The organism is Vibrio sp. N418 (assembly GCF_000222565.1).
Taxonomy (GTDB): domain Bacteria; phylum Pseudomonadota; class Gammaproteobacteria; order Enterobacterales; family Vibrionaceae; genus Vibrio; species Vibrio scophthalmi.
On sequence record NZ_AFWD01000035.1, the window covers coordinates 181,410 to 207,693 of the forward strand.

The 26,284-nt window shown below is 45.3% G+C and carries 22 protein-coding genes; 12 read left to right on the top strand and 10 right to left on the bottom strand.

Going from position 1 to position 26,284, the window contains the following annotated elements; genetic code table 11:
• Positions 1-7 precede the first annotated feature (7 nt).
• Positions 8-2,665, bottom strand: coding sequence for a glycoside hydrolase family 38 C-terminal domain-containing protein (locus RH86_RS06265; RefSeq protein ID WP_009385590.1), 2,658 nt, complete (start codon positions 2,663-2,665; stop codon positions 8-10).
• Positions 2,666-2,750: 85 nt separating this feature from the next.
• Complete coding sequence (locus tag RH86_RS06270) at positions 2,751-4,154, bottom strand: PTS fructose transporter subunit IIC (protein ID WP_005597765.1); 1,404 nt, start codon at positions 4,152-4,154, stop codon at positions 2,751-2,753.
• 175 nt (positions 4,155-4,329) lie between these two features.
• Between RH86_RS06270 and RH86_RS06275 the strand changes: the two genes are divergently transcribed.
• Positions 4,330-4,977: a MurR/RpiR family transcriptional regulator gene (locus RH86_RS06275; protein WP_009385591.1), complete on the top strand. Its 648-nt coding sequence runs from the start codon at positions 4,330-4,332 to the stop codon at positions 4,975-4,977.
• Positions 4,978-5,015: 38 nt separating this feature from the next.
• Here RH86_RS06275 and RH86_RS06280 read toward each other — a convergent pair whose 3' ends face one another.
• The 3 genes from RH86_RS06280 to RH86_RS06290 all read right to left on the bottom strand — a co-directional run bounded on the left by RH86_RS06280 (position 5,016) and on the right by RH86_RS06290 (position 8,905).
• Positions 5,016-5,447, bottom strand: a complete 432-nt coding sequence (locus RH86_RS06280; protein WP_009385592.1) for a hypothetical protein — start codon at positions 5,445-5,447, stop codon at positions 5,016-5,018.
• 463 nt (positions 5,448-5,910) lie between these two features.
• Positions 5,911-6,420, bottom strand: coding sequence for a toxin-antitoxin system YwqK family antitoxin (locus RH86_RS06285; RefSeq protein WP_009385593.1), 510 nt, complete (start codon positions 6,418-6,420; stop codon positions 5,911-5,913).
• Between the two features lie 124 nt (positions 6,421-6,544).
• Entirely contained in the window at positions 6,545-8,905 is a 2,361-nt protein-coding gene (locus RH86_RS06290; protein WP_139047633.1) for a tetratricopeptide repeat protein, read from the bottom strand.
• A gap of 264 nt (positions 8,906-9,169) precedes the next feature.
• Here RH86_RS06290 and RH86_RS06295 point away from each other — a divergent pair, with 264 nt between their 5' ends.
• Complete coding sequence (locus RH86_RS06295; RefSeq protein ID WP_009385595.1) at positions 9,170-9,622, top strand: GNAT family N-acetyltransferase; 453 nt, start codon at positions 9,170-9,172, stop codon at positions 9,620-9,622.
• A 92-nt stretch (positions 9,623-9,714) separates the two neighbouring features.
• Positions 9,715-10,332 (top strand): HAD family hydrolase, encoded by a 618-nt coding sequence (locus RH86_RS06300; protein WP_009385596.1) that lies wholly within the window; start codon positions 9,715-9,717, stop codon positions 10,330-10,332.
• 641 nt (positions 10,333-10,973) lie between these two features.
• Here RH86_RS06300 and RH86_RS06305 read toward each other — a convergent pair.
• The 4 genes from RH86_RS06305 to RH86_RS06320 form a co-directional block, all read right to left on the bottom strand.
• Positions 10,974-11,186 carry a cold-shock protein gene (locus tag RH86_RS06305; RefSeq protein ID WP_009385597.1) on the bottom strand — a complete coding sequence of 71 codons (213 nt, stop codon included), beginning with the start codon at positions 11,184-11,186 and terminating at the stop codon, positions 10,974-10,976.
• Positions 11,187-11,564: 378 nt separating this feature from the next.
• Positions 11,565-12,956 (bottom strand): MATE family efflux transporter, encoded by a 1,392-nt coding sequence (locus RH86_RS06310; RefSeq protein ID WP_009385598.1) that lies wholly within the window; start codon positions 12,954-12,956, stop codon positions 11,565-11,567.
• A 236-nt stretch (positions 12,957-13,192) separates the two neighbouring features.
• Positions 13,193-16,237, bottom strand: coding sequence for an efflux RND transporter permease subunit (locus tag RH86_RS06315; RefSeq protein ID WP_009385599.1), 3,045 nt, complete (start codon positions 16,235-16,237; stop codon positions 13,193-13,195).
• 3 nt (positions 16,238-16,240) lie between these two features.
• Positions 16,241-17,011 carry an efflux RND transporter periplasmic adaptor subunit gene (locus RH86_RS06320; RefSeq protein WP_009385600.1) on the bottom strand — a complete coding sequence of 257 codons (771 nt, stop codon included), beginning with the start codon at positions 17,009-17,011 and terminating at the stop codon, positions 16,241-16,243.
• Positions 17,012-17,261: 250 nt separating this feature from the next.
• On the opposite strand from RH86_RS06320, the gene RH86_RS06325 reads away from it, so the two are divergent.
• The 9 genes from RH86_RS06325 to RH86_RS06365 all read left to right on the top strand — a co-directional run bounded on the left by RH86_RS06325 (position 17,262) and on the right by RH86_RS06365 (position 25,527).
• Positions 17,262-17,885: an SGNH/GDSL hydrolase family protein gene (locus tag RH86_RS06325; RefSeq protein ID WP_009385601.1), complete on the top strand. Its 624-nt coding sequence runs from the start codon at positions 17,262-17,264 to the stop codon at positions 17,883-17,885.
• Between the two features lie 34 nt (positions 17,886-17,919).
• On the top strand, positions 17,920-18,807 hold the full coding sequence (locus RH86_RS06330) for a LysR family transcriptional regulator (protein WP_009385602.1): 888 nt from the start codon (positions 17,920-17,922) through the stop codon (positions 18,805-18,807).
• A gap of 180 nt (positions 18,808-18,987) precedes the next feature.
• Complete coding sequence (gene yhfZ, locus RH86_RS06335) at positions 18,988-19,884, top strand: GntR family transcriptional regulator YhfZ (RefSeq protein ID WP_009385603.1); 897 nt, start codon at positions 18,988-18,990, stop codon at positions 19,882-19,884.
• Positions 19,885-19,929: 45 nt separating this feature from the next.
• A complete protein-coding gene (locus tag RH86_RS06340; RefSeq protein ID WP_009385604.1) occupies positions 19,930-20,304 on the top strand; it encodes a hypothetical protein in 375 nt (124 codons plus the stop codon).
• On the top strand, positions 20,301-21,176 hold the full coding sequence (locus RH86_RS06345; protein WP_009385605.1) for a hydrolase: 876 nt from the start codon (positions 20,301-20,303) through the stop codon (positions 21,174-21,176). Before RH86_RS06340 ends, RH86_RS06345 begins: the two co-directional genes overlap by 4 nt.
• 63 nt (positions 21,177-21,239) lie before the next feature.
• Entirely contained in the window at positions 21,240-21,599 is a 360-nt protein-coding gene (locus tag RH86_RS06350) for a DUF2620 domain-containing protein (protein ID WP_009385606.1), read from the top strand.
• 9 nt (positions 21,600-21,608) lie between these two features.
• The gene (locus RH86_RS06355) at positions 21,609-22,910 is read left to right on the top strand and encodes a YhfT family protein (RefSeq protein WP_009385607.1); all 1,302 of its coding nucleotides are present in this window, start codon (positions 21,609-21,611) and stop codon (positions 22,908-22,910) included.
• A 126-nt stretch (positions 22,911-23,036) separates the two neighbouring features.
• On the top strand, positions 23,037-24,245 hold the full coding sequence (locus tag RH86_RS06360; protein ID WP_009385608.1) for a YhfX family PLP-dependent enzyme: 1,209 nt from the start codon (positions 23,037-23,039) through the stop codon (positions 24,243-24,245).
• Entirely contained in the window at positions 24,238-25,527 is a 1,290-nt protein-coding gene (locus RH86_RS06365) for a phosphopentomutase (RefSeq protein ID WP_009385609.1), read from the top strand. Before RH86_RS06360 ends, RH86_RS06365 begins: the two co-directional genes overlap by 8 nt.
• 147 nt (positions 25,528-25,674) lie before the next feature.
• Here RH86_RS06365 and RH86_RS06370 read toward each other — a convergent pair whose 3' ends face one another.
• Positions 25,675-26,184 carry a MerR family transcriptional regulator gene (locus RH86_RS06370; protein WP_009385610.1) on the bottom strand — a complete coding sequence of 170 codons (510 nt, stop codon included), beginning with the start codon at positions 26,182-26,184 and terminating at the stop codon, positions 25,675-25,677.
• Positions 26,185-26,284: the final 100 nt, after the last annotated feature.

Genomic DNA, 26,284 nt, shown 5'->3' on the forward strand with positions numbered 1-26,284 from the left:
CTGCGACTCAAATTTTAAAACTCACGCGAACATCAATGCTGTTGTTGGGCTTCACTTGCCACTCTTGCTCAACAGTTTGTTCACGGTGGTTAACTCGCTCTACCTCAGCAAAATGAGCAAATGGTGTGATGTCCAATTGCACTGCCTGCTCTGTTGGGTTGTAAAGGCGCACTATCACCGTATTATCGTGATAGAACGAGTGACCGATACTGGATAGTTGAAGCGCTTGATGCAGTTCAAATAAGCCAAAACGCTTGGCAACTTGGCGTGAATCAAAACGCACTTGGAAACGCTCTAAGCGATTTTCAAAGCTGTTGAGTGCTTGTTTTTGATAACTAAATGGCGCATCAAGAAACGCTTGTTCTGTCCTGCGCACGGTTTGGTGACTCGCATCAGCCGTCAGCGCAATAGAAAAGCTAAACGTCATCGATTTTTGCAACTGGGCATCTGGGGTGTAAACCACCGTATTGTTGATGCCCGAAGCACGGCCCGGACGCCAAAGTAGATCATCTTTACCCAAGCGACCCGTCGCTTTAAACAGCGTCAGAGCAATCGCGTTCGACTTATCACCTGCTGCTGTATCAGTCGCGGGCAAAATTTGGAACTCTTTGATGCCACGTCCATTGATAATCATCGCCTTGCCAGCTTCAGCAATGGCCACCGCACCATCGGTGGTTTCAATATCAATTGGACATTCACGGAAGCGCTCACGCCACCCTTCTACAGCAGGGGCAATTGGACGTGTCATCAATGCAAATGGCTGAGTACTTAATGACTGTTGGGTAATCACATCAGAGTTAATCACTACACGCACGCGGTGATCGCACACTTGGTTAACCGTCGTGACATCAACATGCAATTGCTGATCGCCATGGATAAGTTTTAGCTCAATATCAAAGCTCGCCAGCGCAGCTTTCTCTCCCGCAATTCGCGACTCGAGATCATGCGGTACTGCCAATTCTGCGCGCAATGTCATGCGCTGTTCTAGCTCACCTTGTAGCACGGATAGACATGTCATCTCGCGGCACACCAGCGGCATGTCACCAGCTAACGGCGAGAAATCGTAAGAGTCACCGTCATCGGCCTGTTCTTCAAAGCTCAACAGTTGATTGATAACGCGACCCGTCGCTTTATCTTCAAGGCTCAAGTGACCATTAACAAAACGCACGGCAAGTGACTGGCTTTCAATTTGAGCTTCTTTCGCTGTTGGATTTTTCTCAACACGCTGCATTTCAGTGACAGTGTCACTCACTTGCACCTGAAACACCTGATAGCCAAGTGCTGGTATGTCACTGACGATAACATTGAGCTCAAAGCGGTAATACGGCGGCACATCCACTTCACGCTCACCATCTTTGGTCACTTCAATCATCTTGCCGCCATCTAAACGTTCACGGCAGATGATTTCACATGTTAGTGATTGCTCACCATCGCATAGCGTAATCTGCTCATATTTAGAAAAAGCCACCACTTGCACCACACCAGAGTATGGGATTGGGCGTGAGTTGAAGATCATCGCTTCGTTATCTTGGCACGCATTACTGGCGATCTCTTTCACCACCAAGTTGTACAAGCCATGACAGATCTCTTCTGCCTGTTTTAAACGGTGCATAATATCGGCATTGGTCGCATCACTGTTGCAGCCACCAATACTATCGTGAGCATGGCACTCTAAAATCTTCTTCCATGCCATATCCACCAATTCAGTATGGACGGTGATACCCTGCGCTTTCGCAATCGCAATCACCACTTCAAGCTTTTTCACCAAGAACTGTTCAATTTCAAAATTGAGTTTTTTGATGTCGTAGCGCACCGAACCGATGGTTTTGTGAATACGGGTATAACGCGGCGCTTTAAATTCACCACGGTAGGTTTCAAATTCTTCGCTGTTATGGCGCAGATAGTTAACGAAATTCTCCATCGACGAGATGGTATAAATATCCTTCGCAGGCGATCGCTCTGTTGCCGTTGCAAGCGTTGCTGGCAAGTTCGGGTCGATGTTCACTTGGTCGCCGCCCGATGGGATCAATACTTCATCTAGGCCCGATAGTGATTTTATCTTCTCAATCATTGGGAAGATTTTCTTATCCAAATGATCCGCATCCGGCACGATGTTTTTCGCCGCACCATAGCCATGCACAAGGTTGTAAGCGTAAATGGTGTCATCACCAGCAGACTGCCAATGGAAATGCGATTTTTGCACTTGCTGATCGTAGTCGATACCACGCCAGAAAATGATGTTATCAATCCCCATGCCTTTAAACAGCGTCGGCATTTGTGCATTGTGGCCAAAGGTATCTGGCAGGTAACCCACCCTCATGCTGTGGCCTAGTTCTTCAGCGATGTGCATGCCGTATTTTAAGTTACGGATGATTGATTCAGCGCCAACGTTGTAAGTGTCCGTCTGCGTGTACCAAGGGCCAACAAACAACTTCTTATCGCTGATCAGCTTGCCAAGACGCTCACGCATGTGCGGTAGTACTTTTAAGTAGTCTTCCACAATCGCCGATTGGCCATCAAGGTGGTAGCAACTGTAGCTCGCTTGGTTCTCTAGCGTTTCGATCACTTTAGTGAAGTTATAAGTGGCAAGCACGTCACTGTCTTGCTGGGTAAAATACCACTCACGATCCCAGTGAGTGTGCGGAATGACATGTACTTTCGCCATGGGAAACTCTCTTTATTACGATGACTATTTGGTCTGTGACTTATTTCGATGATTTTGGGGCGAGTAGCTCGCCCCAAGTGACGTGTTATGCGTTTGCGTTGTCAGGCTTAGTACACAGCAGCAGTGCCACTGCAATAAAGCCAGAACCGATAGCGACAGAGATAATGTAGCTAATAGGATCAGAAGAGAGGAACCAACCCCAAACCGCTGGCAATGGTAGGCTTTGCCATACGTTGAGTAGTACGCCCACTTGAGTACCAAGGATGGCACCCAGCATCATAATCGGGATCATTTTCGGGTTCTTCAGAATGAATGGAATTGCCCCTTCTGAAATACCAATCATACCCAGCATGAGCGATGTTTTACCTACGGTGCGCTCTTCGTTCGAGAACACTGGTTTACGGAATTTGCCATCAAGCAGCGCCGCAATACCCACACCGATTGGTGGAATAACAATACCCAACTCACGAGCCAGCAAGTCAAAGCCTTCGCCCATGCCGTTTAGGCCAAGCGCGACCGAACCCGCGGCTTTGTTGATTGGGCCACCCAAGTCAAATGCCGTACCGGCTGCGATAACCATTGAGTAGATACCGCGACCAGCATCACCCGCTTGAGTGAATAGATCGATCATGGCAATGTTTAACGCGCCAAAGAATGGGTTGATGGCGTATTCCATTGTCAGCACCATCACCACACCGGTAATTGCCGGAACAAGCAACATGGTTTTCAGCGTGGTCAGCTCGGTTTTCACCTTGATGGTATCGTTAAGATAACGGACTAGGTAACCGACTAAGAAACCGATCGCAATCGCACCAAAGAAGCCCGATGGTGCCCAGCCTTCAAGATCGAAGAAGCGTTTGTACACTTCATCACTCATGATGCCACCAATAAAGGCCGGGATTAGCGCCGGTTTACCGGCAATGGAATAAGCTAGGTACGCCGCGAAAATTGGGTACATAAACTTGATGGTCATGAAACCAAGCTTATCGAGAGTTTGAATTGGCGTACCAGAGATATCGATGAATTCGCCAGTGATTTTCGCCACCGCCATCAATAGACCACCCAATACCACCACTGGCAGCATGTAGCTGATACCGGTCATGATATGGCCAATCGCCACTTGGTAAGCAGAGCGTTTTTCTTCGACCACTTGCGGGCCGCCTTCGCTCTTCTCTTTGCCTAAATTGAACACATTCGGTAACAGCTCATCGACACGTTTGATCAGCTCTTGAGTGCGTACTTTCATTGGATTGGCATTGTCGAAACGTTCCATATCCATGATTGGCACATCGATGGCTAAAACCACACCATCCGCTGTCGCAATATCATGCGCGGTTAATTTATTTTTAACCCCATCACTGCCTTGGGTTTCTACTTTCACTTCATAGCCGTGTTTCTCGGCCCAGCTTTGAATTTTCTTCGCCGCCATAAAGGTGTGTGCAATGCCTGTAGGGCAAGCGGTCACTGCAACTATCTTTTTCTTTGCCATGGTTTTTCACCGTTATATTTATTTGACTCGCGCAGTATATTTTCCGGTTATGTATCAAGATACTGTTTCCTCGTACAAGCCATGTATGACGATACTTTTGTGAACCTCATCAAGGAAAATCGCGCCATTTTCGCGCCTAATAGCGCCCTAGCCATTTTCTAAATAAGTACCTTGGATGAACACCTTTAAAGGCATTGAACGAGCGATCTACGAATACCTCATCACTCATGCCAGTGAGCTACACGAAATCGCAGCCAAAACCATTGCCAATAAAGCCTTAACCACTACGACGTCGGTCAATCGCGTGTGTAAGAAAATGGGCTACGCCAGCTATACCGAACTGCGCTACAAGTTGGTGCAAGATCTGAGAAAACAGACAGTCGTAGGCGAAGAAGAAGCCTCGCACTTGCAACGTATTTCACAAGTGGCACAGGTACTCAACGCATCACCGGTGGTTTATCTCTACTCACGTGGCGCATCGATTGTTAGCGTGACTTATCTATCGCGCTTTTTATCACTCGCCAATATTCCACACTTAGTGATCAGCGATATTCACCAGCTCGCACGAGCAGAAAAAGGCACCTTGGTGTTAGTCAGTAAATCTGGCGAGACGCAAGCGGTGGTCGATATGGCGCACAACGCTAAGCGCAAAGGTTTGAAGGTTTTGGCGATAAGCCATGTTGGCTCAACACTGGCGGCGATCGCCAATACCAACTTAGATTTGGAAGAGCAAGTTGACGGTATCTCACCTTACAGCCGCGAATCGCAGATTCAGATTTTGAAGACCATCGATGTGATTGGTAGAGCGTTGTTGGAAGATTAGAAGGTTAGAAGGTTAGAAGATTAGGCGTGTAGCACAAATCAGCTTCGCTCAACATACCAAGAGCCTTTGCATGGACCATTGGTAAGAAACCAGTCACCTTGTATTTGATTACCCGAAGCGGTGGCTTTGAAGCGATAATCCCAGCGTTCATTGCTCGCATACAGCGTTAACAAACCTTGCTCATCAATCCACCCTTTCAGTGGCGTGCCATTGTACGTTAACGTTAGATGAGCAAACCCATCGACCACCGTTCCGGTTATGGTTGTGTTATCACAGATCCAGTTTTTAGAGACATCGATTCGTCTTCCAGCCCATTCACCATCGAACTCAGTCGACACGGCAAAGCCAGGGGTATCGGGTAATTTCGGAAAAGCAGCCGCATTGCCCAACCCCAATACCTGATATTTACTCGCCACCATCATCACAACGCCAATACCCAACGTCAGACCAACAACGATTCCTTTCTTCATATTTGTCCCTAAAGATACATGTCATACTCAATATCCTACCAATCTCAGCTCTGCCGACCAATCCTCTGCTGTGATCTTGACCACATTGATTTAAAATTTAAGGATTTCTTAATCTTCCGTTGGCGTAGCTGAATGACTAATTTTATTCGGGTTGATTGGTGACAACGCTTTCGCATCATTTTGGCTAGCACTAATTTAGACTTAGAAGAGCAAATCGTTGGTATTTCGCCCTACAGCCGCGAATTGCAGATTCAGATTTTGAAGATTATTGATGGGATTGGGAAAAACTTACTGTAAGGTTAAAGCGAGTGGGTCATCTTCCTGAGGCTGGTATTTTTGTCGCTAGTCTAGAAAAAGAAAAGATCCCCGTCTTCACGGGGATGACAATATCAGAGTGGGTAACTTATTGAATAAATTAAATGAATAACTTAGTGATGCATGATTTAAACATGCAATTTCTGTACTAATCTACCCATTGACCGTTTTTATAGGTTCTTCTTTCTTTGACGCTACCGTCTTCATTAAAATAGGTCCACTCCCCCTCAGGGCGGTCATTTTTTAAATAAGAGATACGTTCGATAGCACCACTTGGGTAATAACGCAGCCAACTTCCTTGGCCCTCACCCGACTTAAAATAGCTCAACGTTTCTATTGATCCATCATCATAATAGGTCGTGCTAATACCATCTTCTTTTCCTTCTTTATAATGGAAACGCTTCATAATCTTTCCATCGTTACCATAGTGAAATAGCTCTCCTTGAAGTAATCCGTTCTCAAGGTAACCTTTTGCTCTCAATTCTCCATAACGATTTTTGTCGAAAAACATTCCGCTATAAGGCGCTTCATTGTGATAAACCACATTATCCCTTTCCACTAAATCGTCGTAAGGAACACCCTCAATAGTGGCTCCCGTGGAGCTACAGCCCGACAGCAAAGATCCCAACATACTCAGTACTACAATGCCTCTGCGCATTTCTTTATCCTTTTCGTTCTTCACAACTGGAGTTATTGCTCTTTTACAGCATTAATTCTTACTATTCGACGGTATGAGTTTTAATATTTTCTCGATTTAATTTAATATTCGCCCACTGGCTTTATTATTGGCAGTAAGAAACTGAATTAGATGACGATTGCAGCATGAAATTACTCATGAACGAGACGCCAGGATAATAAATACGCATCACCGCACCATCCTCACGTGTCGCGAGTATGTGGTCGCCTTTATCTAGACACAAATCGCGCCAATCAAAAGGCATAATTTCTTGGTTGCTTTGCAATTCGTGATCCTCAAAGAAGCCGCCTTGATAAACATACCAGCTTGAAAGAACCCCATCGAATTCACCATCACGCAGAACGATCAAGCCAAAGCCATCTCCGCCATTTTGGAAAGGTGTTGATAAGGCGGATTTGACTCCTTTAACAACCGTAATAATGATTTCAGGATTAGGCTCAATCCAACAATTTAATGATCCGTCACGAGTGATACCACAAACGTCACGGCCTCTATAACCACCCAGCAGTTGGCGGTATTTACCCTCAATCTTATACGCTTTGCCTCCTAAGCCCCATTGCCAAACATCACCAGACTTAGTCAACGCCACAAAACCGCTTTGTAGCGCTTTTACATCAACCACATCTTGCTCCATCGCATGATACAAGGCTAAATACTCCGACCACGGTTTTTCTTGATCCTCGATCCATTGCGTTTCTTCAATTAGGTAACCCCCCATCTGGTTAGTCCCCCACGATATCAACTGACCATTTTTTAGTATCGCCGCGGTTGAACCGCCATTGCTAACTACCTTTACAACGCCTTCTTGCTGTAATAGATCAAGCTCTTGATCGCTTGGATCACAGTAGTAACGATTTTGGTTGATCACAACCGTCGCTTCTCCAGTAGCTCGTTGCACGACCCAGCCACAGTGTGATGGCCACACTTGCTCAATGTTAGCTTGCAGATAATCATTGTTGTCTTGAGGTATTAGCGAGTAACCGTTAGGTAAGATAAATGAACCATCGATAAGCAATTTTCCTGGTGGCAAAGTAAACGAATTATTTGAATGCTGAGATAACCACTTCTTCGCGGACTTATCTCCAGATTTCGCAGCTTTTTGATACCATTTAGCGGCATAAGCCAAATCTGAAAATTGCTTTTCATATATCATGGCCAATTGCAATTGTGAGGAGGTATGCCCTGCTATCGCCGCTTCTTTCAACCATATCTGGTATTTCTCTTGGTTGCCCTCTTTGAGCGCTTGTTCAACCATCCATAAAATAGCATCAAGATTATTCTTCATCGCAGCCATACCGATAAAATACGCTTGCTCATCGGGTGCCGTGTTCGCTTGAGAGAAGAAATCAAACATTGCTTGTGGTAGTTTGCCTAGCATCGCGAGCCGCAGATATTTATCCGCTTTTTCTTTATCAACAGCGGTCGCTAACCCTTTGGCGTAGTGTTGGTACAATTGATATTCCATCTCTGCACTTTTATCATCCCTTTGCGTCTGATTTAACGCGTGTTTTAGCGCCTCTTTGTAGCGCTGATGAGAAAAATAATAAGCCGCTAAGCGCACACGAGCAGCTGGCGCTAACTCAAAGTTCGATAAAACTCTTTCTTCAAGTAATGCCACACCTTTTTGCTGCTGTTGCGGATCTTTAGATGCTAATAGTAGATCAGCAAAAAATAGCTCACTTTTTGCCATCCCTAGTTCGACCGCTTGGCGATAATAGTCTGCTGCCTTAATTTCGCTTTGCTCTACATGCCAACCCTTCTCATACGCTAACGCCAGGCCTAATAATGCATGAGGCGTTTGTTGATTAGCGTTTGGCAACATGATATCAACGACACACTTTTTAGTAAGTCTATAACTGTAGGTCGCTAAACAGTGCCATGCTTGAAAGTCCACATTATCGCGAGGAATATAATAAGTGGCACTTTTTGGTACACTGGGCAAGTTGATCTCGGCATTACCCTGCACCAAAAGGTCAACGACCTTGAACTGCGCCCATTCATTATTCAAATTAGCCGCAAAGCGCAGGTAGTTGTAACCTTTGACTTGATCGGCATTAGGTAAGCGTCCCTTTAGATGCTGACTGGCAACATAAGCCACTGTTTCATTAGAATAATAGCCTTGCTCAAATGCCTGATCATAAAGCGCTAAGATTTGCGCTTTTTCCTGTTGACTGGCTGAGGGCTGATCGTACAGGTAGGCAAGGTTCACCGTCGCCCACCCACTGCGATGTGGCGACTCAGCCAGTAGTGTTTTCATCGCTAACTCTTGCTCAGCTGTCGGAGAGGAGATAGCGTTGTATGCTTCTAATTTCTTATCGAGTGTTTGCTGTTCGTCAATAGGCGTAGAACAGCCCGATAGCATGCCAACACTGAGCGCGGTAATGAAAGACCAATGTAAGCCGCGTAGCAAAGAATAACTCTGTGCTTTTTTTACTAATATCTTCAAGGTGATTAACAACCTGTTATGCTTGTTTGCGTCGAAATTGACGTTACATCTGATTTAAAAACTGAGTAAAAAAGTATCCCTTTCTGCTCGAAAAACATGACATAAATCAAATTAAATGATTGATATTAAAGTATTTTAATCAATTCCACTCACGCAGCAATGTCTTTATTGTTGACCACCATCATATTACGGAATAATAGTCCCCGTATTAATACGAATGACGATTTGTTTTATAAGCGTTTTTTTTCAAACGGAACTAGCACAATGAGCATAGAACTAAGACCAATCACACACGATAACTTCTATTCAATCTGTCAGCTTGAAGTTTCTCCTGAGCAGGTTAATCAAGTTGATAGCAATGCTATCTCATTAGCCGAAGCGAACTTTATGCCGTTTGCTTGGTTTAGAGCGATCTACGCAAATAATCAACCGGTTGGATTTATCCTCGTTGATGCCGATACCGCCACAGGTAAATTCTCTTTATGGCGACTGATGCTCGACCAATCACAACAAGGCAAAGGCTATGGGCGTCTTGCGATAAGTGCTCTCACTAACGCGTTGCAAGGTGAGTTTGGTATTTCTGAGCTATTTACCAGCGTGGTCACGGGGGAAAATAGCCCGATCGCATTTTATCAAAGCTGCGGTTTTGAACTCACCGGTGCTCTGGTCGCAGGGCGCGAAATAGAACTGTGCTTAGCTGTTGAGTTTGTAAAATAAAGACGTTGAACGGCATTTCAAAACGCCAGATGATGTAACCTCTTAACTCAGATCCATGCAACATACCGAAAGGCACAAACAAGGGAGTAATAATGGCGTCTCACAAGATTCACAACGTGGTTTTCGACATTGGTAATGTGGTTGTCCGATGGGCGCCGCTAGAAATTGCTCAGCTGACTTTTGGCGATATTGATGGCCTTGAAGAGCAAGCAAGAGCTATTTTCCAATCTGAAACATGGTTAGAACTCAATAAAGGGCTCATTTCCGAAAGTGAAGCTAAAAGCCAATATCAGCAATCGCTAGGGTTATCCGAACTTGAATGCGAACGTCTGTTCTACTACGTAAAGCAAACTCAGATACTTATCTATGGCTCAGTGGATCTTATCAAGCGAATAAAGTCCGCCGGCTATCGCGTGTATGCACTCACCGATAACGTCCATGAAATTGTCTCCCATCTGAAATCAACTTACACATTTTGGCCGTTATTTGACGGCGCAATCGTCTCGGCTGAAGTCGCTCTGTTAAAACCACAGCCTGAAATCTATCAAGCATTGCTGGCGCAGTTTGCGCTTGAAGCCTCTAAAACCGTGTTTATTGATGATATGCCCTACAATGTCGCCGGTGCTGAAGCGCTTGGCATGGCAGGCATTCAGTTTGAAAACTCAAGCCAATGTGAGCAGGCATTAAAAGCGCTTGGTCTTTCCTTTTGATTGTCGAAACAAAGCGACCAAGCTAAGCAGTCTAATAAAATCAAACCATCTTAATACTGAAATAACCCGACTCTAAGAATAGATATTGAAAACGGCCATCACGATTAGTTTAGCTCCTAATAGAAAGAAAGAGGCTTGGTATTGTGTACGATTGCAAGTGGAACAATTAGAGGGGTCTTCGCGGTTTAAGCAAGGAGTTAGCTTAGGCGAGCCTCAATGAGTACATCTTAATGGTAGCAATCCAATGCTAAGGTGCTTATAAACTACTATATTACGCCAACGTTGGCTAAGATGCTGTTTAAGGAGGAAGTTTTTGTGCAGGAGGAGAGCTTAAAATATGAGGGGGAATATATTGTTGTTAGTTTCAATAATAATGCATGACACACTTTATGAATAATTAGATTTCAATACGAAAAACCATCACATTAATTGCATGCTTTAGTTAGCTTATTTAATATAAGTAATTAAAACAATGTGTTCTTAATTTATTAAAGCAGATAAACTTTGAATAATGTGACTAGAAATAAAACAACGACAGTTCTAAATTAAGAAATACCTATTTTAGAAAGGTAATGAAGTGAAAATGGGGAAAATAGAAGGATAGATGCAAGTGGCAAAGCCACCTGCACCTACTTTAAAACTTATGCAGCTACAACGTTTGCAGCTTGAAGGCCTTTTTGGCCTTGCTCTACTTCGAAAGACACTTTTTGGCCTTCAGCTAGAGTTTTGAAACCTTCAGAAGCGATAGCACGGAAGTGAACGAATACGTCAGCACCGCCGTTATCTTGAGTAAGAAAACCGAAACCTTTAGTTTCGTTAAACCATTTTACAGAGCCAGTTACTTTATTAGACATGTTGTGTCCCTTATTTAAAAATAATAAATTAATCGCGAATATTGCGATGCGCTAGAAGCTTGAATTATTTAATGTATCTATGAAGCTAAGGGAAACACTGAGGATAACTATGAGGCAATTCTGAGGGTTTTACTTTTACTACTTGATGTTTCATTTAATAACTCTGAACAACAGAGCGAGGCCATTATTGCTATTTAATCGCTAGATGTAAAGGAGTATTTATATTTATTTCACGTCACAACAAACCCTAAGGCGGCACATAGACGAATCAATGAACCATGATTAGTATGTGTGACTCTTCAGTTCTAACGTGTCTGCATTATAAAAAACGCGTTATTGTTTAATCACCGTAACGCGTTTTTCTGATGCTTTCTTTACTTAGCCTGCCTGAAGCGCACTCTCTCGTAATGACGAACGGCTTTTAATCACGTAACGCAAACGCAGTAACATCAGCACAGCGGCTACGGTTAAACCGGTCAAAATACCCACCCAGAAGCCCTTCTCGCCCATTGCAGGCACGATAGTATCTGTTAGCCCTAACACCACGCCGAGTGGCAGAGCCAACCCCCAATAGGAAGCAACGGCCAAAAACATCGGGATCTTGGTGTCTTTATAACCGCGCAGCGCGCCGTTGGCGCCAAGTTGTAGCGCATCACTAAATTGATACAGCGCAGTCATTGCAAGCAGCGTTGCCGCCGTAGCGCTGATAACCGGGTCACTGGTGTAGAGGCGAATAATCCATTCCGGAAACAGCAAGAAAGTCGCCACCGAAATAAGTGACACTAAAGCTGAAACAATGATGCCTATTTTACTGCGATCAATCGCGCCCAGTTCATCGCCTTCACCCAGAGCATAACCAACACGAATCGTGATACCAAAAGAGATACTCATCGGGATCACATAGGTCATGCTAGAGATGTTAAGCGCGATCTGCGCTGCCGCCACGTTTTCTGCACCAATACGACCAATAAGCAGCGCGATAACGGCAAAAATGCTGCCACAGATGGCGATGTTCATGCCAATCGGTAGACCAAGTTTGAGCAGATGATACATCGCTGCAGCTCTTGGTTTTGCATCGGAAAAACGAATGATGGTTTTGTAGTGATGATGCGCTTTGATGTAGCTATAGAGCAAACCTGACATTAGCCAATAAACCAAACTGGTTGCCCAACCACAGCCTACCGCACCCATTTCAGGAAAGCCAAAATGGCCGTAAATCAGCACGTAGTTGACTGGAATATTAACCAATAAACCAATCATCGAAATGATCATCGGGGCTTTGGTATTGTTCATCCCTTCACAGAAACCATTTAGGGTATAGAAAAGCGCAATCCCCGGCACACCAAAAGCAAGAGCGAAAGCATAATCACTGGCGATCGGGATGATTTCGGAAGCTACACCAATCCATTCTAGAATCGACTGAGCGCTAACCAGATACGCGATAAGTAAGGCACTAGCGATCAAGGCCAGCCAAACCATCTGAAAAAATTCCACTGAGATGCTGTCAAAGTCACGCGCGCCACGGTGGTAAGCAACAACGGGCGTGAGCGCCATAATCACACCACGTAACAGCAGCAATACCGGGATCCAAAGGCTGGCACCGAGTGCGATTGCCGCTAGATCCGCAGGGCTCACTTGGCCGGCCATTGTCGTATCGACAAAGCCCATCGCTTGAGTGGCAATTTGAGTCAAAATAATAGGAATCGACAGATGCATCAAAGCACCCGATTCACGAGTAAAACGAGAAAAAGGACGAGGAGTCGTATGCATGGAGGTTCTTCAACACCAATATAAATGCACCAATGATGGCAGGATAGCGGGTGTGCATTTTAGGGTGTGCCCATTAGGCGGCGATAATATAAACAGCTTATGATTGAGAGTAAAGCTTAATAATCTCGTTCGCCTCGCGCATTCTACATTAATGATAAGATGCAACAATGTTGTGTAGATCACCACTTTAGCTACAACAAAAAGGCAAAGATCACCATCCTTGCCTTCGTTGTTCGTTAACAATCAATCAGTGCCAACTGGTATCTATCATCGACAATACTTGTGCTTACTACCAGCTGTGACAACATACAGACAAGGCACACAAATAGCACAACAGGGATTGAAAGTAGTAAGCCATAACCCAGTGTTAGTGCCATCGGTCCCATATATACATCGGAGCCGCCAACCCCATAAGCCAATGGTAGTAAACCAACAACAGTGGTAAATGACGTCAGCACGATAGGCCTTAAACGCGATATCGAGGCTTCAATCACCGCTTGTATTACCACTGTTCCTTGATCTCGTAATTCATTGATTCGTACAATCAACACCAGAGCGTTGTTCACCACCACGCCACACATACCCAGTGCGCCCACTAAAGCAAACAGCGATAACGGCTGCAGGTGGAAAAAAAGCGCACTCAATGCGGCGACCAAAGCAAATGGGATAACAGAGATCACTAATAAAGGCTGAACCATGGAGCCAAACACGATAGCTAAAACAAAATAAATACCCAACAAGGCGGCTGGAAATGCCACAACGATACCACCAAAGGTTTCTTCGGTAGCTTCGACTTCGCCGCCAATATCTAGCATCACATCAGAAGCAATCAAGCCTTGCACTGACTCCCAAAGTTCATCTGTTATATCATCCGGGTTCAAACCGTTTTTATCTACTTGTGCCGTCACCAAGACTTGACGATCACCATTGAAGTGTAAAATGATGCGCTCAGATTGCGTATGTTGCACCTTTGCCAAGCGACTTAATGGCACTTGTTTACCCTCTGGGGTATATATCTTGGTATTACGTAGTTGCTGTAGATTACGTGATGCTTCTGCAACAATAACCCGTAAACCCACTTCCTCATCACCGATCCAGGTGGTTGAAATCTTCTCACCATCAAAAGCGATACGCAGTGTTTTTGCCAAATCTTCCACGGTTAATCCATAACGTGATAGCCATTGATACTGTGGCACAATTTCAATTTGCTGATCTTTCAGCTCTTCGTTATTAGTCACATGGCTCAGACCAGGATAATTTTCTAGCCATTGCGATACCACCATCACCGCTTCATCGCGACTCTGCTTATTTTGACCAATCACTCTGACTTCAACCGGTTCACCAGGAGGCGGACCACCTGCATCAACGGTAAATTTAATAAAAGGAACGCTCGAAATATTGGCCAATTGCACATTCAAATCATCCGCAATATCCCCAGCAGTGCGCGTTCTATCTTCCGCATTGGTTAGATTAATCAAACCAGTGCTTGCCGGAGTGGAATAGGTCATCTCATAACTTAACAATTCCGCTTCAGGCAGATCGCTAATCACTTTTTCAACTTGCTGATGCGCTTGACGCACTTTGTCCATCGGCGTGCCAGGCTTTACCTCGGTATAAATTTCAATGTATTTAGCCGCTTGGGATGGGAAAAAATCGAGCGTTAAAGTTGAGACTAATCCCGCGCCTATCATCATGATAGCCGTCGAACAAGCCAAGACTTTAAAGCGATGCGTTACTGCGCTCATTAACCATCGCTGATAACGGCGTCTTAACCCGTCAAAAGAAATCAGGGTCCGTGAATTATATTTTGGTTTATTGAACGACTCGACTAAGTGAGCAGGAAGCGTAATAGTACATTCAATCCAAGAGAAAGTGAGTGCCATAATGACCGTTAACGGGATCACCGCGATTTGCATGCCAAATTCGCCCGGAATAAAGAACATTGGAATGAAAACCAATACCGTCGTCGTTAAGCTGGCCAATACGGGTTTGTAAACTTTAAGCGCTCCTTCTACCGCTGCATCAAGCGCCTCTGCGCCCAGCTCTTTCTCTCGGTAAATACTCTCGGCTACAATCACTGAATCATCGACGATAATTCCAATTACCAACAGCAATGCAGCGAGTGTAATCGCATCCAATGTCATGCCTAACCCCGGAATTAAGGCAATCACACCAAAAATGCAAAAAGGAATCGAAACCGCAACCCAAAAAGCGACTTGACGCTGCAGAGTCAGTCCTAAAACCACCAGAACCAACACTAAACCTATCGCTCCGTTGGTGGCGACAATATTGAACTTTTCACTCATGTCTTGGGCAAGGTTGATTGAGGTATGAAAATCGAATTTTCCCGCCTGTTTTTCACGTTCAGCATCTAAGGTCTCTAATACCGCGTTGATGGCTGTTCGCACATCGGCATTCGCTGTTTTAGTGATATTGAATAGAATTGCCGCTTGATCATTAATCATGCCGAACTCAGTTGCCTTTTCAAAACCATCACTGACGGTTGCCACATCTCCGACACGCACCAACCCACCATCCGGCAACACCCGTAATACAGTTTCTTCTAGCTGCTGAACACTGGTCACCTGAGTTAAGGTAACTAATCGATGTTCGGACTTCCACGACTCGACAACACCACCAGATAACGACAAATTTCGACTCGCGATCGTCTGCAATACGTCATTGATGGAAACGCTATACCGCCTCGCTTTGTTCGGATCGACCTCAACCCAAAATTCACGTTCGCGAAAACCCGACATCGTCGCACTGCCAATGCCAGGAATGGCACGGATACGTTTTTCCAACTGACGAACATATTGCTGCAATTCGGCGTAAGAACCTGTTGTCGTCACGCCAAAACGTAGTACTTCAAAAGATGAAGTACTTTCGTGCATCACCAAAGGGGGATCAGAAATATCTTTCGGTAGACCACTCACGCGATCAACGGCCTGTTGGATCTTTCTCACAACATCTGCAATGTCAGAACCTTCTACCAACTCCAATAAAATCAAAGATTTGCCTTCTGTCGATTCAGAAACCATCTCACTGATGTTTTGCACACCACGCAACTCTTTTTCAATTTTATTGGTGATATTGAGTTCTATATCTTGCGGGGATGCCCCAGGATAATGAGTAATGATTTCAACTTCAGGAAAAGCAATCTCTGGATATTCTTGCATCCTAACGATACTCAATGAGGCAAGGCCAACCGCAAACACCATCATGGTGATCACTCGCGCGAGAAATCCTCGAGCAGCGAAGTATTGAATGATACTTTTCATACATTACTCCTTAGTCTGCACGGTAGCATGCAGCGACATACCCGGCTTGATTGCACCATTGTGATTGTCGATTTCGACCTCAACTGGATAAGCCATCAAGTTTTCATCAAGATTAATACCGATACGTTTTATCTTGGCGGTAATTTTGCTGCCAGGAAGCGCTTCACACCGCAACGTGATTTCCTGACCTATCGCGATATTATGCAAATCATATTCACTCGCAAGAAAACGTACGATTAACTGATCAATGCTAGCGACGCTGTATATCAAGGTACCCTTTTCTACCCAAGAACCTTGCTCGATCTGGCGATTGACAATGTAGCCACTAATATCAGCATTGATGCGCGTGTGTTGCAGCGCATCTTGAGCTTTCTCCAAATCAATTTGGGCTAGCTGCACATTTGCGCGCGCTGTTTGCAATTCAGCGAGGGCGATGTCTAACTCATGTTGCGATAGGCTATTTTTCTTTAACAATGCGGTGTAGCGCGTATAGGCACTGTTTTTAATGGTTAACTCAGCTTTCGCCAGTACCAGATGCGCTTTTGCACTGCGGACATCAAGTGCAAAATCACTATCATCAATCTGCAATAGCGATTGGCCCAGTGTAACCTGTTCACCAATTTGTAAAGGCGGGCTTTCCACCATACCACTCACTTGAGCGACCACATTTTGGAACTGTTCTGCCGTCGCGTGACCAATCAAATCGACCGCGAGAGCTCGACCTGAACCGAAAATACAGGTACTTATTACCAACCACCTAGCAAAGATATTCATAATATTATCTCCGTAATATTTGTGTTACGGCGATCTTACTCTGGCACGCGTGAATAATTTGTATACAACACATTGTATTTTAATTAGTGTCACAGGGACTTTCTAAACTCACTATTTACAGGAATGTCACGGCTGAATAATATCTGCATCGTCAATGGTGTTTGGGTTGTCATTAGCACATAAGCAGCCATCAAAGCGGTATAGTTGATAAAATAAATCAGCCCAGTAACTACGCGAGCAAGGATAGATAATGAAATCAATTTTATGTTTTGGTGACTCGAACACTTGGGGTTACGTGCCATTACAAGGCGGGCGCTATGAACATGATATGCGTTGGACAACGTTGCTCGAGAATCAGTTACCTGGCGATTGGCGCGTGATTAATGAGGGGCTACCGGGCAGAACAACCGGCTTTCACGAATCACTGCATAACCCGCATTCAGGTTTAGGCTACTTTCTGCCATGCTTAGAGAAGCATCAACCTGACGTGGTGGTGATCATGCTCGGCACCAATGATTTGCAGAGCCAATTTGGCCTAACTGCGCACGATATCGCTTCTGGTGCTGGGGAGTTGGTCAAATACGCGCAATATTTTGCTAATCACAACCCTACCAAAGCACGTGCAATATTGCTCGTCTGCCCGACACCCATTGATGAGATCGGATTCGCCGCTCACGGCTTTACGGGTGCAAAAGAAAAGTCACATCAGTTTGACGACCATTACCGCACGAAAGCGGAAGAGCTAGGTTGCTATTACTTCAATGCTGGTAGTATTGTGAAAGCTTGTGCAAGCGAGGGGGTTCACTGGCCTGCGGATCAGTTACCATTATTCGCTGACGCACTTTATCAGCGCATCCGCACCATCATCGCTTAATCTATATTCACTGACCATTTGGCAAAGGCGTATTATGAAAGTACTGCAGGATTTTTCTGTTTTTATCGAAACCGCAAAACAAGGCAGTATCACCCAAGCGGCCAATATCATGAATCTCACGCCCGCCGCTGTGAGCGCGACGATTAAACGTTTAGAAAGCCAATTTAGCTGCGTACTGTTTATCCGATCCACACGCAGTATTCGCCTGACATCTGAAGGGCAACTGATGTTGGAAAAATGCCAGCAAGCGGTTGATGCGATCGAATCTGGTGTAGAGTCAGTCAAACACGACCCCAACCAAATCACTGGTCATTTGCGCCTAGCCATGCCTTCCGATTTAGGGCGCAACGTTCTGTTACCGCTGCTGGATGAGTTTCTCGATTTGCACCCAAAACTGATCCTGTCTACAGAACTGTGTGACACCGTGGTCGATCTTTACACCCGACCACTCGATGCCTCTTTTCGCTATGGCACACCTCCTGACTCCAGCATGGTGGCACTACCGATCAGCCCCAATAATGATCGCATCGCTTGTGCCTCACCTGACTATATCGCTAAATATGGTAAACCAACGCATCCATCAGAGCTGGTGAATCACAACTGCATCAACTTTATTACCTTAGTCAAATACCACACCAAATGGCGTTTTAGTAAACAAGGGGAAAAATGCGAAGTGATCGCCACAGGTAATCGCTTTGCCAACGATGGCGACGTCGTAAGACGCTGGATGATTGCGGGGAAAGGCATTGGCTATAAAACACGACTCGACACGCAACCTGATATTGATAGTGGTAAACTCATCCCATTATTTGAAGATTGGCAAGGCGATCATATCCCACTCAACATGGTCGTAACTGATAAGCGCCAACTCACCCCGGCTTTACTGGCACTGAAAGCATTTTTGCAAGAAAAGCTGGGCTAGAAGTAGCTATTACTCCGTTATCTCTCCGCTGCTAAACTGTAAACACTCAGCCGCGAGCCTCTCACCTTTGAGTGTTTATTGTTCGTTTTTTGTCGAACTAGTTCACATTTCAATCAACACTGTCTTTTTATTAAGCATTCTAACTGCTAACTTATCTTCAAAATAATGAAGATAAAAATTATGTCAGTTCAATATATTAGTAAAGAAGGTGCGGCGATCATGAACATCGCCCAATATTTAATGACCACGGCAGAAGGCGACCGTTTACGCACGATCGACTCTCTCTCTGATGATTATTCTGTCTCAGTCGGATTCATTCAAAAAGCACTGACTACCATTGAACAGCGAGGTGCTGTCGTCTTATCAAAACAGGGACGTAACGGTACCTTTATCAGCCAACTCAATTATCGTGAGCTCGTCAGTTGTGCTGGCATTAATAATGTCGTTTGCGCTATGCCACTGCCTTATACCCGCCACTATGAAGGTTTAGCCAGTGGTTTAAAAGCGCAGCTCGGTGGCTTACCGCTCTATTTTGCTCACATGCGCGGTGCAAGTGTTCGTGCTGAATGTTTGAAAAATGGTACGTATGATGTCGCTATCATGTCGAAACTTGCAGCGAAAGAGCTCGCATCTGGTTTAGTGACCGCGATTGACTTAGGTGCGCACACTTATTCTCATGAGCACCGTTTGATTTATCGCCAAGGCCAATACGATCAGATCCTCAGGGTCGGGGTTGATCCTGATTCACCGGACCAAAAAATTCTTACTAGCCAAGCCTTTGCCGACAAGAGTATTGAGATTGTTGAAATTCACTATGGCGAAAGTTTAACTCACTTACTCAATGGCGATATCGATGCAGTAGTGTGGTTACCTGAAGCCATTGAAATGGAAAAGTACGGATTAGCAGAACAGTCACTGAGTCACTTACCTGCCTGTATGGATGCCTCTGAAGCAGTGATGTTAGTTAATGGTAATGCCGAACATATTACCTTGTTATTACGCAAATTATTACAACTCACCCCGCTACTACAGCACCAACAGGCCGTAGTTAACGGGCAACTAACGCCTAGCTATTAGTCGACACCAGTGACGAAAAATAGTGGGTAAATGAGAGGATTGATTATGCAACAACGCTTGGCGCTACTCACGCAAGCTGAAGTGATTAGTCAGCGCGCCCATGACGGCTGCATCAAAGTGCTGGCGGTCATCGATAGCGAGCTAAAGCTATCGCATGACAATGAGCAATACCAAATGGCGATCACTCACCTTGCCCGTGCCGCTGATCGAGTGTGGCAACAACAACCGATTGCCGAAGGTCTTGAGCAAGAAGTAATGGACGAAGTCATCGCAGATGCCGATTACCCACGAGTGCAGGCGATACATCATAACGTATTGCAAGCGATGGGGCTTATCGAACTGCCGGCTACGGAAGAAAGCTTTATGCTTGCCAACATTTTCTCACTATTTCAACTGTCTTTAGCGGAGCTGCCCTCATGATTGATGCTACGGGTTTCACCTATTGCCACGAACATTTGCACATTGATCTTTCACCACAAAAGCTCAGCGATGACTGCCGTTTGGATCAATACCAACTGCTGTGTGAAGAAATGCGCCAAGTACAAAAACGTGGGGTACGAAACATCGTAGAAGTGACTAATTCTTTTATGGGCAGAAATCCTCATTTTATTGAAAATTTAATCTCAGATACTGGGATCAATATATTGCTTTCAACCGGATTTTACATCGAGGGCTTCTTCCCTGACGAGCTCTATACAATGAGTGTCGATGAAGTGGCTCAAGGGATGATTACTGAAATTGAACAAGGGATTGAAGGTTCGAGCCTAAAAGCCAGTGTGATCGGCGAGATAGGAAGCAGTGAAGATTACTTTAGCGAAACAGAACAGAAAGTCTTTCGCGCCGCTGCGTTAGCACACTTAGCGACTGGGCGTCCGATATCCACCCATCAATCAATGAGCACTATGGGCTCAGAGCAAATTGAATTGCTCAAGAGCTGTGGAGTGGACATGAGCCATGTCACCATCGGTCACTGCGATCTGCGTGACAACTTAGAACAACTGTTATGGATGCTCGATCAAGGTTGTTATGTGCAGTTCGATACCATTGGTAAAAACAGCTACTACCCCGATAGCAAACGAGCACAAACCCTCGCGCTGTTATGTCAGCGGGGCTACGAGAAACAAATCATGCTATCGATGGACATTACCCGTCGCTCGCATTTGAAAGCTAATGGTGGCTTAGGTTTTAGCTACCTCATTGACGAATTTGTTCCCCTACTGAAACAGCACGGGATCACTGATCACCAAATAAGCACTTTGTTACGCGACAACCCTACACGCTTATTTGGTTAAAGCGCAGGTTTCAGCCAGCAATGATGAAACAAGTGCTAAGCGTAAAAACAATAAGGATAGAACATGAAAAAAATCGCAATTGCGGGTTTACAGCGAGAGCAGATAAGAGAACAGATCGAAGCCACCGCACCCGATACCTTTGAATGCCACATTCTCACCGATATGGATGCGGCGATGAAAGTGAAATCTGGCGAGATGGATTACTTCGTTGGTTGTTGCAATACTGGTGCTGGTGGTGCGCTCGCCATGGCGATAGCCATTATTGGTTACGGCCAATGCGGCACCATTGCCAAACCGTCCATTCAAGCAAAAGAAGCTGAAATACAGCAGTTTATGGATAACGGCTGTGTCGCTTTTGGTTTATCGATTGAACATATCGAGCATGCAGTCCCCATGCTAACAAAATTGTTAGCCCAAAACTAAGGAGTCGTTATGGACATTATGCATATTGGACTTGTTGCCGCACTGTGCGCAATGACAGCGTTAATCGCCAACATGAGTGCCGCCGTTTTCCACGATGGTATTCGCCCAGTTTTACCCCAACTTTTTGAAGGTAATATGACCCGCCGTGACGCCGGTTCTGTTGCCTTTGGTTTATCGATTGGCTTTGTGGCTTCAGTCGGTATCTCTTTTACCCTTTCGACTGGTCTTTTAAACCCGTGGTTACTCTTTTTACCAACCGATATTCTCGGCGTAATGATTGGCAGCCGCGTTCTTGCCGCTTTGGCTGGCGGCCTATGGGGCGTATTAGTGGTTACCTCGCTAGCAGGGGTTAACGCCGTGCTAACCGGCCTGCCGATTGATGCATTAGGCGCACTTGGCGAGCTTGGTACTCCAGTGATGTCTGCGTTCGCACTGTTCCCGCTATTGGCTGTTTTCTATCAATTCGGTTGGAAAGCGGGTGCGATTGCTGCCGTGGTTATCTTAATGTCTCGCTTGATGATCATGAAATTTACTGGCATCTACCCAGAATCAATTCAGATCTTCGCTGGTATGTTGATGCTGGTCTTCTTTGCGATTCGTAAGGACTTAGCTGACCGCCAAGCCGGAATTCAAGCACCTGATATGTCTGGGCTGCACAGTATTTTTGAAGAGCGCACCAAACGTATCGTTAAACACCTGCCTTTCCTTGCAGTGACAGGCGCGTTAATTGCGGCTGTATCAAACGGTGGTATTTTTGCCGGCTCTGAAGTCTCTATTTACTCTCTAGCAGAAGCACTAAAGATCACTGATCCGGCAGCGCACGACGCAGCAATGAAGCAAGTGGCCTTATCTGAATTTATGCGCGGCCTTGGCTTTATTCCACTGATTGCGACCACTGCATTGGCAACCGGTGTTTATGGTGTTGTCGGGATGACGTTTGTGTTTGTGGTCGGCTACCTATCACCAAACATGCCTGTCGCGGCAGTACTTGGCGCGATCACGATCTGTCTTGAAGTGTTCATGTTGCGTGGCATTGGTCGCTTCTTAGAGCAATTCCCATCAATACGTAATGCATCCGACAATATTCGTAACTCAATGAATACCTTGATGGAATTCGCTCTCTTGATTGGTGGTGTACTGGCCGTAATGAAAATGGGCTCAACCACAGGTTTCACCATCTTCGCGATGTTGTTCTTCCTTAACGAAGTGATGGGCCGACCGGTATTGAAAATTGCAGCACCAGCGGTAGCGGCGATTTTGACTGGAGTGATTTTGAATCTTCTCCATGTCTTTGGGTTATTCGCCATTTAATCAACGAAGTGAGTGAGCTGAACATCAGCTTAATACCATTCAAATAAATTAGTTCTGTTGACTGTTATTTAGCAGCACATCAGCGATTGATGTGTCGGTTCAGCTCATCTCTAAAAAGGGAAAAATATGTTTTTAGAAGCACTACAAAAGCAAAATCCCGCGTTAATAAATGCCGCGTTTAGCTTATTTAAACAAGGGAAATTGCTACCTGACACCACCGTGATTGATGTTGACCAATTACTTGAAAATGCACAGCAAATTAAGCAAGATGCTGACCGCTACGGCATTAAGCTTTTTGCTATGACCAAACAGATTGGCCGCAATCCTCTGTTGGCTAAACTATTGGTTGAAGAGTGCGGCTTTGATGGCATCGTCTGTGTTGATTTCAAAGAAGCACGCCTAATGGCGGCGCACGGTTTACCCATTGCAAACGTGGGTCATTTGGTACAACCACCAACCAACATGGTTGAGCGCTTAGTCGGTCAAATTAAACCGCAAGTCATCACCGTTTATAGCCTCGAGAAAGCACAACAAATCTCAGATGCCGCCGTGAAATATGGCGTGAATCAAGCTCTGTTACTTAAGTTCTTTCATCGCCGTGATAGGCTTTACACCAACCAAGAATCAGGCTTCCCGCTCAGCGATCTTGATGCCGTTGTAAGTGAAATTGAAGCGATGCCGAACATCACCCTAGCTGGCGTTACCCATTTCCCCTGCTTCTTATACGATAGCGCGAGTGGTAAAACTGAACCAACCCCGAACTTAACCACCTTGGTAGAAACCAAAACGGCGCTAGAAAAATTAGGTTATACAAACCTACAAATCAATGCGCCATCGGCCACCAGCTGTGAAACGATGCCACTTTTAGCTGCCCATCACTGCACTCATGGTGAACCCGGCCATGCGCTAACAGGCACTATTCCCGCCAATATACACGGGGAGAAGCGGGAAAAAGTAGCCATGCTTTATCTCAGTGAAATCTCCCATCACTATGGTAATGACAGTTACTGCTTTGCGGGCGGTTACTACCGTCGCGGTGCGCTGGAAAATGGTTTATTACCAACAGAATCGAGCTATCAAAAAGTCAGCGTTTACAACGATGATGCCGACAGCATCGACTACCACTTACGCTTAAGCGGTTTGTATCCAATAGGCACGCCGGTGGTGATGGCTTATCGCACCCAAGTATTCGTTACCCGCAGTGATGTCGCATTGATTACTGGTGTTTCGAGTGGGCAACCACAAATTATCGCTATTTATGACGCATTGGGTAACCCAGTTGAAGGTAGCCCGGCGGCAAGCTATGAGCGCCGCACTGAGGTGAATCATGGCTAGATTTATTGTGGTGGTGCTCGATGGTTTTGGGGTTGGCGAGATGCCGGATGTGGCGCAAGTTCGCCCGCAAGATTGCGGAGCCAATACCGCCAATAAATTGCTTGAACACTTTCCTTTAAAACGCTTACCCACTCTAGAAAAACTCGGCTTACAAAATGTGGTGCAAAACCCACACACTGTTATGCAAGCCAACCCCGAGGCGAACACCGGCCGAGCTTGGCTTGCCCACCAAGGTGGCGATACATTTATGGGCCATCAAGAGATCATGGGGACAAAACCCAAGCCGCCGTTGACTCAGCCATTTCAAATAGCCCTACCGGCGATAGAAACAGCGCTGTTACAAGCCAGTTTTAAGGTTGAACGTATCAATCAACAGGGTTTGTCCCTGCTACAAGTAGAGCAAGGCGTGATCATTGGAGATAACCTCGAGGCCGATTTAGGGCAAGTGTATAACCTGACCTGTAATTTCAATCTCGTCAGCTTTGAGCAGTTATTGGCTATCGCGAATGTGGTTCGTCACGCTAACCCCGTCAGCCGCAACATCGCCTTTGGGGGGGATATTGATTTTAATGGTAATAAGCACAGTATGCAGCGCGTTTTAAACGCGATAGAAGTGAAGAATGATAGCGATGGAAATCCGGCTTACATCGGCGTTAACGCACCAGATAGCGGCGCTTACGATGCTGGATTTCAGGTTGTACACCTAGGTTATGGCGTCGATGCTAAAACTCAAGTGCCGTGGTTGTTACATCAGCAAGGCGTCACTACTCGACTGTATGGCAAAGTCGCGGATATCGTGCAAAATCCTGATGGTGAATCCTATTTATCGGTGGTGGACACCGATGAAGTTTTCCGGCTACTTGAGCAAGATTTACGACAATATCAACACGGATTCTTCTGCGCCAATGTTCAAGAAACGGATCTTTCAGGTCATCAGCAAGATCCCAAACAATATTGGCGAGTGTTAGAAAGAGCCGATATTGGGTTACAAAAAGTTATTGATTTGATGGCAATAGAAGACTGGTTAATTGTCATGGCAGATCATGGCAATGACCCATTCATCGGCCACACTAAACACACCCGCGAGCAAGTACCATTGTTGGCTTTTCAGCCGCTTAAAACCACAATTGACCTTGGCACCCGTACCACACTGTCTGATGTTGGTGCGAGTGTCTGCGCCTTTTTCAATGCCGCTTTGCCAGAAAATGGCACACCGATAACACCCTTATTTGCAACTTTACATCAAACAATCCTGACGAATTCAAAATCCTTGCTAAACTAAAGTTGTACTATCGCCTCTTTGCAGACTCCCCCTTTCTGCTGAGAGGCTTCTTTTTTTGATTTTTTCTTAGTCTCACACGAAAATCATATAAGTAAAAAGCACCGAACGATGACACGAACGGTGCTTTTATATCAGCTTCAGCTCAAATTAGATTTTACGAATCTGCTCAATTTCTTGAGCATCAATACCGAGTGATTCCAAGAATTTCTGATGTTCTTGTGGCTCCATTGCTTCAAACGTTTGGTGCCATTTCACCATGTCCGCTTCAGTGAAACCGGCCGCTTGCATAATTTCTACCCAACGTTGTTTCGTCACGCTTTTATCCTCTAAAAGATTTGGTTCTTGAAGTAACACCACGATCGCCTTTTGTTGTGCGCGCAATGTTTGGATCTCTCGCTCTAACTCTTCAAAATGGTCTTTCAAGATTTGTGCTTGAGATTGCCCTTGTCGATCCAACAAAGTGCGAATACTGCTTAAAGGCAAACCATAAGAACGATAAGAAGCGATCGTTTTAAGCCGCTCTATCTCATTCTCCCCATACCAGCGATAGCCGTTCTCAGCACGATAGGCAGGCAGGAGTAGCTGCTCTTTCTCGTAATACAGAATCGTAGTGCGGGAAGTTCCGCACTCTCTTGCTAGTTGGGTTACCGTTAACATTTTTTCGCCTCTTTGTGGTTCAGGTATTATCTTCAACCCTTGACTCATAGACGGGTCAATAGCTTGATTGCTTCTTTTTATTTAGTCACATAAACAAGCA

Bases quoted from the DNA above. Each gene is read 5' to 3' on its own strand.
- RH86_RS06350 (WP_009385606.1), top strand. From the start codon at position 21,240: ATGAAAAAAATCGCAATTGCGGGTTTACAGCGAGAGCAGATAAGAGAA.
- RH86_RS06325 (WP_009385601.1), top strand. From the start codon at position 17,262: ATGAAATCAATTTTATGTTTTGGTGACTCGAACACTTGGGGTTACGTG.
- RH86_RS06365 (WP_009385609.1), top strand. From the start codon at position 24,238: ATGGCTAGATTTATTGTGGTGGTGCTCGATGGTTTTGGGGTTGGCGAG.
- RH86_RS06310 (WP_009385598.1), bottom strand. From the start codon at position 12,956: ATGCATACGACTCCTCGTCCTTTTTCTCGTTTTACTCGTGAATCGGGT.
- RH86_RS06295 (WP_009385595.1), top strand. From the start codon at position 9,170: ATGAGCATAGAACTAAGACCAATCACACACGATAACTTCTATTCAATC.
- RH86_RS06305 (WP_009385597.1), bottom strand. From the start codon at position 11,186: ATGTCTAATAAAGTAACTGGCTCTGTAAAATGGTTTAACGAAACTAAA.
- RH86_RS06270 (WP_005597765.1), bottom strand. From the start codon at position 4,154: ATGGCAAAGAAAAAGATAGTTGCAGTGACCGCTTGCCCTACAGGCATT.
- RH86_RS06320 (WP_009385600.1), bottom strand. From the start codon at position 17,011: ATGAATATCTTTGCTAGGTGGTTGGTAATAAGTACCTGTATTTTCGGT.
- RH86_RS06360 (WP_009385608.1), top strand. From the start codon at position 23,037: ATGTTTTTAGAAGCACTACAAAAGCAAAATCCCGCGTTAATAAATGCC.
- yhfZ (WP_009385603.1), top strand. From the start codon at position 18,988: ATGTCAGTTCAATATATTAGTAAAGAAGGTGCGGCGATCATGAACATC.
- RH86_RS06330 (WP_009385602.1), top strand. From the start codon at position 17,920: ATGAAAGTACTGCAGGATTTTTCTGTTTTTATCGAAACCGCAAAACAA.
- RH86_RS06275 (WP_009385591.1), top strand. From the start codon at position 4,330: ATGAACACCTTTAAAGGCATTGAACGAGCGATCTACGAATACCTCATC.
- RH86_RS06315 (WP_009385599.1), bottom strand. From the start codon at position 16,237: ATGAAAAGTATCATTCAATACTTCGCTGCTCGAGGATTTCTCGCGCGA.
- RH86_RS06370 (WP_009385610.1), bottom strand. From the start codon at position 26,184: ATGTTAACGGTAACCCAACTAGCAAGAGAGTGCGGAACTTCCCGCACT.
- RH86_RS06355 (WP_009385607.1), top strand. From the start codon at position 21,609: ATGGACATTATGCATATTGGACTTGTTGCCGCACTGTGCGCAATGACA.
- RH86_RS06300 (WP_009385596.1), top strand. From the start codon at position 9,715: ATGGCGTCTCACAAGATTCACAACGTGGTTTTCGACATTGGTAATGTG.
- RH86_RS06285 (WP_009385593.1), bottom strand. From the start codon at position 6,420: ATGCGCAGAGGCATTGTAGTACTGAGTATGTTGGGATCTTTGCTGTCG.
- RH86_RS06265 (WP_009385590.1), bottom strand. From the start codon at position 2,665: ATGGCGAAAGTACATGTCATTCCGCACACTCACTGGGATCGTGAGTGG.
- RH86_RS06280 (WP_009385592.1), bottom strand. From the start codon at position 5,447: ATGAAGAAAGGAATCGTTGTTGGTCTGACGTTGGGTATTGGCGTTGTG.
- RH86_RS06340 (WP_009385604.1), top strand. From the start codon at position 19,930: ATGCAACAACGCTTGGCGCTACTCACGCAAGCTGAAGTGATTAGTCAG.
- RH86_RS06345 (WP_009385605.1), top strand. From the start codon at position 20,301: ATGATTGATGCTACGGGTTTCACCTATTGCCACGAACATTTGCACATT.